Consider the following 9140-nt stretch of genomic DNA (forward strand, 5'->3'; position numbering starts at 1 on the left):
GGTAGGAGAATAGACATTGGCTCTATCTCCGCAATGTAGTGACGTCTATGTTCAGTTGTGTTGAGCTCCAGGAAACGAATGTACTCGAATATATAGCGCAAATCTATTCCGGCTTTTGTTCGCAGTATCTTAATTGCTGAACACTTCACTTTGTAACAGAAATCGACATACTTGCAGTCGAGGGTAAAATCATCCAGGATGATACAGGGCCCTTTATCGTAAATGCCGTAGTTTTCCGTAGTATAGCCTAAAATGAACGCTTTATTCGCAGTCAAAACCGGGATTTGACTGCAATCATCAGTGTAATCCGTGTCGGAGACCAAATATTTCGTGGGTTGTTCATAACACAACACATCACCTATAGTACACTGATTCTCAGCTTGAACTGTAGAAAAGATCCTATGTCTAAGCGACTTCAATAAAGTTTCCTGTTCCTCAATTATCTTGCTTTGGGAAGAAATCCTTTCGTCGATGGCCATCAAAAGCTTTGAAATTTTCTTTTGCTCTTCTTTGCAAGGAATGCCAAGGAAAACTTCGTCAAAATTCGAAGCCTTAATAGAGAAGACTTTCGTGCCCTGTGCGATTGTCTTTATTTGATCATGAAAAACCCTTGAGGAAAACACATAGCCTTTGAATCCGGGGACTGTAATGCCCAGTTTATCCCTACCATGAATAGTGTGCAACCCACAAACAGCATCTTTCCCAGCACAATTATAGAATTCGATCGCTTTTCCTACGTCGTTGGTATCTTCTGAGGCATCAGCAAATGCAATATCGCCATCTTGACAAAGAGTGTATTTCTTTGGAAAGAAGTCTGTTTTGATTGACGGCAAAATGTCTTTCGATAAATCTACTTGAACGGGAAGCCCATTATGAATCAAGCCATAATGCAGATTTAGGCACTCGCCGCTATCGTATTCCAATTGATCCCAAGACAAGGAGTTTGTTGGATAGAATTCAAGGAAATCCGAAACTCGATATTTAACCCACTCCCCGCTGAACTCCGGGAATCTCAAAGCTGGGACCTTTGGGAGTTACACCGGACTGCGGTAGTATATTTCTCTGTCATAAAAACATTCATTCTATGAAAGAGAAAACAATCAAAGAAGTTTCTGACCTCTGGAGGAGGGACAAGAAACAGTATGTCAAGGTATCGACATACGCAGCCTACGTTCTCATTCTTGAGAATCACATTCTGCCGGCATTCGGCAACCGGACTACCATCAGCGAAAGCAAAGTCCAGGAATTCGTCATTACTTCCTTGAACAATGGGCTGGCCCAGAAAACCGTTCGGGATATGCTCATCGTCCTGAAGATGATTGTCCGCTTCGGCACAAAACTGGGATGCGACTGGAAGACGGATTGGGATATCAAATTCCCCACGGTGCAGCAAAAGCCGGAATTGGAAGTACTCAGTATCGAGAGTCACAGGAAAGTGATGCAGTATGTCCGGGAGAATTTCACGTTCCGGAATCTTGGTATCTACATCTGCCTTTCCTGCGGACTCCGTATCGGTGAGGTTTGTGCGCTTACTTGGTCTGACATTGACATTGACGAAGGTGTCATCCGAATCCGGAAGACCATCGAGAGAGTTTATGTGATGGATGAGGATGAACGCTATACCGAATTGATGATTGGAGCTCCGAAAACTCAGAATTCAATCAGGGATATTCCTATTTCAAAGGAACTGATGAAGATGCTGAAGCCAGTCAGGAAAGTTGTCAATGCCGATTATTTCGTGCTGAGCAACGATGCCAATCCTATTGAGCCCAGGACTTACCGGAATTATTACAAGGCGTTGATGGCAGAAATCGGCATCCCTGCGATGAAATTCCACGGCCTGCGCCATAGTTTTGCGACGCGCTGCATAGAGAGCAACTGCGACTATAAGACCGTCAGTGTGCTGCTCGGCCACTCGAATATCGGCACCACGCTCAATCTGTATGTGCATCCTAATCTGGAACAAAAGAAGAAATGTTTGGATAAAGTTTTCAAATTTTTGAAATAATGTGTAAATCACATTACTAGTTTATTGCTTCTTTCAGTTTGAACAGACCATCTGAAGGCCTGTCCACCCCCGGACCGGTATAGGGGGAGGGCCCAAGTGAGCTTGCGAACTTGGGAGGGGCCGAGCGCACTTGTGCGCGAGTCCTTCAGATGGTCTGTTCAAACTGCGACTTGCCACTTCAGTAACTTTTCTATAACTTGCAACTGATTTTCAAAAAATATAGGATATGGATGCACTGGCAATAATTGCAATCATTGTTGGAATACTGGGAATAGTTGGTGGAATTATTCCTATTCTGCCGGGACCGCCGCTGAGCTGGGCGGCTCTGCTGTGCATGTATTTTTCAAGACTCAATGCCACCGCGGATAATGCTCTTACAATCAAGGGGCTCATAATCTGGCTTGTGCTGGCAATAATCATCACCATTATGGATTACGTGCTGCCGGGCAGGATTGCAAGGCTCACAGGAGCTCACAAGTCGGCGGAACGCGGTGCGCTCATAGGAATCTTCATTGGCATTTTTCTTACCCCGATAGGTATGATACTCGGCTGCCTTGCAGGAGCCTTCCTGGGAGAATTCGTTGCGGAGCAGCAAGGCCTCGGCCACTCCATTAAAGCGGCTCTGGGAGCCTTTGCAGGAGTGATTCTGTCAACGGGAATAAAAGTGATTTTCTCAGCTATCGCCCTGTGGGAGATAATAAGAATCTGCTGGTAGCTATTCCACCACCTTCCATCTCAGGCGCCAGAGGCCGTTGTTGAAATCGTGGCTCAGGATTTTGAAAGTGCCTATTTCGCTGGTGTTGGCCACGTGTGCGCCAATGCATGCGCAGGCATCGTAGGAGCCTACTCTGACTATCCTCAAAGTTTCTGAAGCGTTTCCCGGCAACTTGCTCAAATCAACGATTGAAGCCGCCTGCTCGCGGGAAACAAACTCAATTGTAACATCCAGATTACCGGATATGACTTCATTCACCCTGCGCTCTATCTCAAGCACCTGCTCGTCTGTAGGGCAGGCGCTGAGAAAGTAGTCGCATTTGGATTTTTTACGTTCGATATGCGCATTGCGTGAACGCGGGCACCCGAACATCTTCACCATTGTGGCGTTGAGTATGTGCTCCGTAGTGTGCACAGGAGGATATTCCTCCTTGTTGTGCGCATTGAGAACCGGCTCTTCCATGTTACTGAGCATTTGACTGGGTCTCTGCTGGAGTTTCGGCTGGAGTTTCAGGAAGCACCTGCTCTATCTTTTCAATGATTATGTCATTTAAAGGAAGGTCTCTCTCGCCTGTAGGAACGCTGGCAATCCTGTCAATAACGTCAAGGCCCTCCAGTGTTTCACCAAAGATGGTGTATTCACCGTCGAGCTGTGCGCATCCTGCCGCATCCTGAACCAGATAGATCTGCGAGCCGTTTGACTCCTTTGCAGGATTTGCGGCATCACCCTTGCGGGCAGCACAGAGAGCTCCCTTGATGTGGGTGTGATTAGGAAGAATTTCAGCAGGAATGGTGTATCCAGGGCCGCCGAAACCGTACTGCTTCGGACTTGCGTTCGGATCCTTGGTATTAGGGTCACCTACCTGGATCATGAAGCCTTTGATGATTCTGTGGAACTTGATTCCATTGTAGAAATTGCTTTCAACGAGCTTGCAGAAGTTCTCCTTGTGAAGAGGGGTGTCTTCATAGAGCTTGACCTTGATTGTACCCATATTGGTTACAATGTTGAACACCGGTTCGGCCACCATCACAACTTCAGTTGTGTTCTGTGCGACCTCCTCCTGGACTGGTTCCTCTGATGGAACACCTGTGTCGCTTCCTCCACTGCAGGAGAAAAGAAATGCTGCAAGAGCAGACAGAATAAATAGTTTTTTCATTATGCTTGTTTTTTAGATTCTTCTTTATGTTCAATCGAACACAAATTTAATAAAGTTTGTCTAATTTGACTAAATTTGTATTCGGTAAAAAGGCTATTATGGCCGCTTTAATTTATGGCTTCTGCAATAAGGAAACTTGCCGGTGAAACGGTCATATATGGAATGAGTACCATCCTTGCGAGGATGATAAACTTTTTCTTCGTACCTCTCTACACCCGCATTCTATCCACACAGGAATATGGAGCATACTCGGAAGTAATGTCGTACATTGCAGTGCTTCAGGTGGTTCTTGTGCTGGGGCTGGAGACCGGATGCTTCAAATTCGCCAACAGCTGCAAGCAGGAAGGCAGGGACGACGCCTCCCCTTTCAGCGTATCCTTCATCATAGTGGGCCTGCTGTCCCTTTTATTTTTCACAGCGATGGTTCTGTTCGCAGACCCTGTTGCCAGTGCAATGGGATATCCCGGCTACAAGGCCATGGTGATTTATACAGGCGGCATACTTGCTCTGGATTCCATCACAGCCATATTCTTTGCAAGGTTGCGGTACAGGCAGAAAGCTTTCAAATTCGCAATAATCAAGACCATCAAGATTGTAGGTGAGTTCGGTTTCAACCTCCTGCTTTTCTTTGTTGCACCGAAATACATGGCCGCTCATCCCGGCTCCTTCCTTGAACATTTCATTCCGGCAACACCCGATTTCTCATATATCATATTTGCGGTATTCCTCAGCTGCGTCCTCTGCGCCCTGCTGTTCACAACAGAATTCATTCACTTCAAGATCAAATGGGACAGAAAACTCATAGGACAGATGCTAGTCTACTCCCTGCCGCTCATGGTTGCATCTTTGCCGGGCACAATCAACGAAAGCCTTGACAGAATACTTTTCAGGTTCTTTGCCCCGGAGGGAAGCGTATGGCGTTCTGATCTGGGCGTATATCAGGCGGCTGTGAAGCTCGCCGTGATAATGAACCTTTTCATACAGATGTTCAGATATGCAGCCGAACCGTTCTTCTTTGCAAGAGCAAAGGACAAGGGATCCAAGGAGTTATATGCAAGCGTCAACGAATATTTCGTTGCGTTCTGCATGCTTATATTCGTTGGTATCCTGCTGTATATGGACATAATCGGCCTGATTCTCGGAACCGATTTCAGAGCGGCGCTCAACACCGTGCCATTCATGCTTTTCTCGTATATGATAATAGGCATAATATTCAACGTAAGCATGTGGTACAAGCTCAGCGGACTCACAAAATACGCAATTACAATAACATTGCTCGGGCTTATGGTAACCGCCGTGATAAACGTTCTGTTCATGCCGAAGTTCTCATACTGGGCATCCGTTGCGGCACACGTTGGAAGCGGTCTGGCAATGCTGGTTTACAGCGTATGGCTTGGCAACAAGCATTACAGAATTCCTTACGATTGGAAGAAGATTTGTGAATACATACTTGCCGGCATCATTATATACCTAGGCTTCAAATTCCTGCAGGATATGACTCAGTCATTGTTGCTGAGAACCCTTATTGGTACAATCGGCATTCTGCTTTATCTGGCCTATGCCGGAAAACGCAGCGGCCTGCTTGCAAGATTCATGGTGCGTAATAAATAACATAAAATATGAAAGTCAAGATAGTCAACAAATCTAGCTACAGTCTGCCAAAGTATGAAACTTCTGCATCGGCAGGAATGGATCTCAAGGCGAACATCGGTGAGTCCATTGAACTTGCCCCGCTTCAGAGGGCAATGGTTCCAACAGGACTTTTCATTGAACTGCCGGTAGGATACGAGGCTCAGGTCAGGCCAAGGAGCGGTCTTGCGGCAAAACACGGAATAAGCGTGCTCAACGCCCCGGGAACGATTGATGCTGACTATCGCGGTGAAATAAAGGTGATACTTGTTAACCTTTCCAACGAGCCTTTCGCCATCAATCCTGGGGAGAGGATTGCACAGATGGTTGTTGCAAAGCACGAAAGGGTTGACTGGGTTGAAGTTGAGAGCGTTGAGCAGCTTGAGCAGAGCGGGCGCGGAGCAGGCGGATTCGGCTCAACCGGCAAATAAATTGAGAATATGGACAAGGAGAAATCCAGAATTGAGGATAAGCTAAGATATATAGAATTCCTGTGGGAGAAATTCCACAACGGAACTCAAATCTGCACGGATTCAAGGCAGATAACGCCAGGTTGCATCTTCTTTGCTCTCAAGGGAGAGACATTCGACGGCAACAGATTTGCCTTGAGCGCTCTTGAAAAAGGTGCGGCAATTGCCGTTATTGACAATAAGGAAGTTGCAATGGCCGGAGCCCCCGAAGGAAGTAAAGCAAGGAAGATCAGGATTCAGAATTGCAGCAGAAATGAAATGATGCCTGCTCAGTGGAAAGGTGGAATGCTGCTGGTTGATAACGTGCTTGTGTGCCTGCAGCAGCTGGCAAGATTCAACAGACTCAAATACAGGATACCTGTGATAGCGCTCACCGGCACTAACGGCAAGACAACTACAAAGGAACTTATTACGGCTGTCCTTTCAACGGAGTTCAATGTAGTGGCAACCCAAGGCAACCTCAACAATCACATCGGGGTTCCATACACCCTTCTGCGCATCAACGAGCAGACTCAGATTGCAGTTGTTGAGATGGGAGCCAGCGCACCCGGTGAAATCAGGACCCTGGTGGAGCTTGCATGCCCTACTTTTGGTCTGATAACCAATGTAGGCACTGCGCATCTGCAGGGCTTCGGCAGCAAGGAAGCCATCATAGCCACCAAGGGCGAGCTTTACGACAACCTTGTATCCTACCATAAGATGGCTTTTGTTAATGTTGACAATCCACTGCTGATGGATATGGCACATAAGCGTGATCTGAAGATCATTCCATATGGAGTGAAGAACAACGGAGCCCGCATTCTCAGGAAAAAGGAGAATCCGTATCTGAGCATGACAGTTCCAAGCACGGACATTGACAGCGGAGTTACAAGGCACAGGGTTTATACCCAGCTCATAGGTGACTACAATGCAGACAATGTAATGGCTGCGCTTACTGTTGGAACATATTTCGGCATCAAGGGGAAGAAGGCTGTGAAAGCCATTGAGAAATACTGCCCTTCAAACAACAGATCCCAGTTGAAGGTAAGCGACAGGAACACTCTTATCATTGATGCCTACAATGCAAATCCAAGCAGCATGGGAGTGAGCCTTGCAAATTTCGGCAAGCTCTCCTTCCAGCACAAGGTCCTGATCCTTGGTGACATGCGTGAACTGGGTGCAGGTTCCGTTGACGAACACATTGCCATTCTCAAGCAGGCGCTTGCGCTGGAGTGTGAGAAAGTGATTCTGGTTGGCGCGGAGTTCGGGAAGGCTGTTGATGCATTGAGCGCATCCGATGAAAACGGAGAGATTTACATATACAAGGATGCTGCTGAACTTGCTCAGAAACTTAAGGCGGAACCGCTCAAGGGCTGCACGGTGCTCATCAAAGGCTCCCACGGAATTCACCTGGAGACGCTGATTGATCTGCTGTAAAAGAAAATATTCCAGAACTATCGCTGTAGAAAAAGAAAATAAAACCTAAAAATAAACTATGAAAACTTTTAAATCATTGATGCTGATGGCTCTTGCCATCGTTGTTCTTGCAAGCTGCTGCAAGGACCCAAAAGAAAAATATTATCAGAGCATTCCGGATGGCCTGGATGAAATGTGTCAGAGGGCCATTGATGAGTGGAAAGTCCCTGGTATGGCGGTTGGCGTTGTAAAAGACGGCAAGGTTGTTTACCTCAAAGGCTTCGGTAATGCCGTAATGGGTGATTCAACAAGAGAGGCTGTTCCTGTAACACCACAGACAAAATTCGTGCTTGCATCAACCAGCAAGGCCTTCACCAGCGCATTGCTTGCAACTGTCATCGATGACAACGAGGAAATCAAATGGGACGCTCCTGTAAGGAACTATCTCCCTGATTTCAAGCTTTATGACAAATGGGCCAACGAGGAGTTCCAGGTAAGGGACATCATGTGCCACAGGACAGGTTTTCAGGAGTATGCTCTTGACGATTGCCCTTTCTTCGGTTTTGACCGCGATGGTCTTGTTGAGCTTTTCGGCTCAATCCAGCCTACCTACAGTTTCAGAACCACATACGCTTATAATAACGAAATGTATTCAGTTGCCGCTCAGATCATTGAGAAATACACCGGCAAGTGCTGGGAGGATGCAATGGCGGAAAGAATCTACAAACCGCTGAAGATGGATAATTCCACAACCTTGAAATATGCTTACTGGGATGATTCGCTTTTCAACAACGGTATTCTTGCTCATCCATACAGAATGTACAAGGCAAAGGATGTGAACGAAATAGAAGTCAGCGAAAGGGATGACCGCGAGGACGGTTGGACATGGCTTTCAGCAGTTGCTCCTGCAGCAGGTATCGTTACCACAGCAGAGGATATGACACACTGGGTTATGATGCACCTTGGCGGTGGCGTTTACGAGGGCGACACAGTCATTACAGCAAAGAACCACAAGATGCTGTTCACGCCTCAGACCATCACCTCATGCTCGGAGAAATCACTCAATACCTACGCTCAGGGCTGGACAATCGAGCAGAACAGACACGGCCGTTATATAAGACATTCAGGTCTTGCTTACGGTTACACAACATTGGTTGGTTTCGTTCCTGATCTTAACCTCGGTTTCGTATTCCTCACAAACAACGGCTCAACAGGTGACCCTCAGGCTGGTATCGCACGTGACCTCATTGACCTTTACTATGGCGAGAAGAATCCTACCAACTACAACGAGTACTGGAAGGAATACACAGACGACCTCTTCAAGGAGAGAGAGCCTCGTGAGAAACCTGCTGTTGATTCAATAGCACCTCTTGCTAACCAGGCTTACGTTGGTGAGTATGTTCTTGACAATGTATGGGGCCCTGCAAAGGTTTACACCCAGAACGACACATTGTTCTTCAGCGTAAAGGCGGTTAACAGTCCGTTACGTCACAAGAACGGCAACACCTTCGTGTTCCGCGTTCCTGGTGCAGGCCGCTTCGACCTCACATTCTCAGCTGAGGGCAACAAGGTCAAATCACTCACATTCGACATCAACGATCCTGTTGGAGACTTCAAGAAAGTTAAATAACTCAAGTTTCGCAAGTGAATAAAATATAAAATAAAAAAGGCTAAAGTGTTTGATAATTCATTGATTATCACTATATTGTGGTTGAAAACAAAACAAATATAGTCCTTTAGCCATGAACAAAAATAGACAAATAATCA

General features: G+C 46.6%; 9 protein-coding genes. 6 read left to right on the forward strand and 3 right to left on the reverse strand.

Annotated features, from left to right (window positions below; translation table 11 throughout):
• Window positions 1–1016 (reverse strand): restriction endonuclease subunit S domain-containing protein (locus AC06L3_RS08120; protein WP_475670118.1); only part of this gene is annotated, 1016 nt, incomplete at its 3' end.
• A 68-nt stretch (window positions 1017–1084) separates the two neighbouring features.
• Between AC06L3_RS08120 and AC06L3_RS08125 the strand changes: the two genes are divergently transcribed.
• Both AC06L3_RS08125 and AC06L3_RS08130 read left to right on the forward strand, forming a co-directional pair.
• A complete protein-coding gene (locus AC06L3_RS08125) occupies window positions 1085–2008 on the forward strand; it encodes a tyrosine-type recombinase/integrase (RefSeq protein WP_475670119.1) in 924 nt (307 codons plus the stop codon).
• A gap of 226 nt (window positions 2009–2234) precedes the next feature.
• Window positions 2235–2723 carry a DUF456 domain-containing protein gene (locus tag AC06L3_RS08130; protein WP_475670120.1) on the forward strand — a complete coding sequence of 163 codons (489 nt, stop codon included), beginning with the start codon at window positions 2235–2237 and terminating at the stop codon, window positions 2721–2723.
• Here AC06L3_RS08130 and AC06L3_RS08135 read toward each other — a convergent pair whose 3' ends face one another.
• Entirely contained in the window at window positions 2724–3185 is a 462-nt protein-coding gene (locus AC06L3_RS08135) for an alanyl-tRNA editing protein (protein WP_475670121.1), read from the reverse strand.
• 1 nt (window position 3186) lies between these two features.
• Window positions 3187–3879: a peptidylprolyl isomerase gene (locus tag AC06L3_RS08140; protein ID WP_475670122.1), complete on the reverse strand. Its 693-nt coding sequence runs from the start codon at window positions 3877–3879 to the stop codon at window positions 3187–3189.
• Window positions 3880–3993: 114 nt separating this feature from the next.
• On the opposite strand from AC06L3_RS08140, the gene AC06L3_RS08145 reads away from it, so the two are divergent.
• Genes AC06L3_RS08145 through AC06L3_RS08160 form a run of 4 tightly spaced genes read left to right on the forward strand, consistent with a single transcriptional unit; the run spans window position 3994 to window position 9003 of the window.
• Window positions 3994–5490, forward strand: a complete 1497-nt coding sequence (locus AC06L3_RS08145; RefSeq protein ID WP_475670123.1) for a lipopolysaccharide biosynthesis protein — start codon at window positions 3994–3996, stop codon at window positions 5488–5490.
• Window positions 5491–5498: 8 nt separating this feature from the next.
• Window positions 5499–5939 carry a dUTP diphosphatase gene (gene dut, locus AC06L3_RS08150; protein WP_475670124.1) on the forward strand — a complete coding sequence of 147 codons (441 nt, stop codon included), beginning with the start codon at window positions 5499–5501 and terminating at the stop codon, window positions 5937–5939.
• 9 nt (window positions 5940–5948) lie between these two features.
• Complete coding sequence (locus tag AC06L3_RS08155; protein WP_475670125.1) at window positions 5949–7394, forward strand: UDP-N-acetylmuramoyl-tripeptide--D-alanyl-D-alanine ligase; 1446 nt, start codon at window positions 5949–5951, stop codon at window positions 7392–7394.
• A 58-nt stretch (window positions 7395–7452) separates the two neighbouring features.
• A complete protein-coding gene (locus tag AC06L3_RS08160; protein ID WP_475670126.1) occupies window positions 7453–9003 on the forward strand; it encodes a serine hydrolase domain-containing protein in 1551 nt (516 codons plus the stop codon).
• Window positions 9004–9140 lie beyond the last annotated feature (137 nt).

The organism is Candidatus Egerieousia sp. (assembly GCF_056211015.1).

Coding starts and splice junctions, on each gene's coding strand:
- AC06L3_RS08125 (WP_475670119.1), top strand. CDS start 1,085: ATGAAAGAGAAAACAATCAAAGAAGTTTCTGACCTCTGGAGGAGGGAC.
- AC06L3_RS08130 (WP_475670120.1), top strand. CDS start 2,235: ATGGATGCACTGGCAATAATTGCAATCATTGTTGGAATACTGGGAATA.
- AC06L3_RS08135 (WP_475670121.1), bottom strand. CDS start 3,185: ATGGAAGAGCCGGTTCTCAATGCGCACAACAAGGAGGAATATCCTCCT.
- AC06L3_RS08140 (WP_475670122.1), bottom strand. CDS start 3,879: ATGAAAAAACTATTTATTCTGTCTGCTCTTGCAGCATTTCTTTTCTCC.
- AC06L3_RS08145 (WP_475670123.1), top strand. CDS start 3,994: ATGGCTTCTGCAATAAGGAAACTTGCCGGTGAAACGGTCATATATGGA.
- dut (WP_475670124.1), top strand. CDS start 5,499: ATGAAAGTCAAGATAGTCAACAAATCTAGCTACAGTCTGCCAAAGTAT.
- AC06L3_RS08155 (WP_475670125.1), top strand. CDS start 5,949: ATGGACAAGGAGAAATCCAGAATTGAGGATAAGCTAAGATATATAGAA.
- AC06L3_RS08160 (WP_475670126.1), top strand. CDS start 7,453: ATGAAAACTTTTAAATCATTGATGCTGATGGCTCTTGCCATCGTTGTT.